The 1,308-nt window shown below is 43.9% G+C and carries 1 protein-coding gene; it reads right to left on the bottom strand.

Annotation, left to right across the window (positions count from 1 at the left end; translation table 11 throughout):
* The coding region (gene tnpC, locus BFL47_RS18980; protein ID WP_069661368.1) for an IS66 family transposase at nt 1-1,308 on the bottom strand (1,308 nt) is incomplete at both ends.

Below are 1,308 nucleotides of genomic sequence, written 5' to 3'. Positions count from 1 at the left end.
GATTAATTTTAGGGTATAAAAGACATCATTACCAGATTTAATGGTGGTGTCAATCACAGATCGCATTATAGCAAAGCCATCAGCACCATCCAGGGAACGAAAACCTACGGAAACTTTCTGTTTTACTTTAATGGTCCTAATCGCTCTTTCAGAGCCGTTATTATCGGGGGGAACACTATTATAATGTAAAAAGCAAAGTATATGCTGACTAATTTTGTGCAGTTTCTTTTGTAGCCTGATAGCTAATTTGTGCTTATCGGGCAATTGAAGCTGGAGCAAATCGGCCAAAGACTGCTCTGATTCATTTCTTGCAGGGCTTTCCGACAAAGCATCATAATCGGCTTCATTATTTAAGGAAATCGCTCGTTTAAGTACTGATTTTAAAGATTTGGACCAGTCGTCCTGGTGTATCTGGGCGATATAATTCAAGTCCCTAAGCAAATGTGCCAGGCAGATTTGATGCTGACTGGCCTCGCATCTGAAATGTGCGGCCCAGCGATCATGCACCAATATAATTTCAGGCAAACCATCAGGGAATGTTTGGGCAATCGTTTTATATCCCCTGCTTTGTGATTGTACGATAAAGGTCAATGCTTCATTCTGCCAGGTCCGGAACCAATGGGTCCTGCCATTTATTTTCGCACCCGTTTCGTCGGTTCCTAAACATGCTGCTTTTTCAATTCTGTTTTTGATTTCCCTGTACATGGGTAAAGCCTTGCCGGTAAAGCGCTGTAATAAACCAGCAATCCCGCCCTGGCTTATTTCCAGGCCCATGATCTTGCTATAGAACTCCTGTATCCGGCCAAATGGCATATATTGGCGAACGTTCAGGTAAGCGGTCAATGCTTCGATATGGCTGCCATACTGAACAGGGGCCTTTACATGTGCAGGAAATTCACCTTTTGTAGTATGTCCGCAGCTGCACGTTTTTGAGAACGTCCGGTGCTCGGTACAAATAGCCACAGGTTGAGGAATGTCGATTACCTGACGTTTGCTTAAGGGGATGGCTGGTATAGCGCTCAGATCATCACCGCAACAGTGGCAATATTGCGGGGCATAGATCATGATTTCATCAGGAATGGCGTGGAAGGCTAATGTAGACCCTTCATGTCCTTGCTGACCACCTGCTTTTTTACCGCTTTTCTCTCTTAAGCTTTGATTGCGTTTGGGCTTTCCTAAGTCTACTGAAGAGGGAATATGCGAATTGCCATTGTTCTTCCTGTTTTTATAAAAAGACAACTCCTGTTCCAAACTTTCAACACGAACCAGCAAGGCTGTTATTTGAACGGCCTGTTTTTCTACAAGTGC

The sequence above is a fragment of the Arcticibacter eurypsychrophilus genome, from assembly GCF_001730525.1.
GTDB lineage: Bacteria > Bacteroidota > Bacteroidia > Sphingobacteriales > Sphingobacteriaceae > Arcticibacter > Arcticibacter eurypsychrophilus.
Note: the sequence above shows the minus strand (reverse complement) of the source record. Positions and strands in the feature narration are given on the sequence as shown.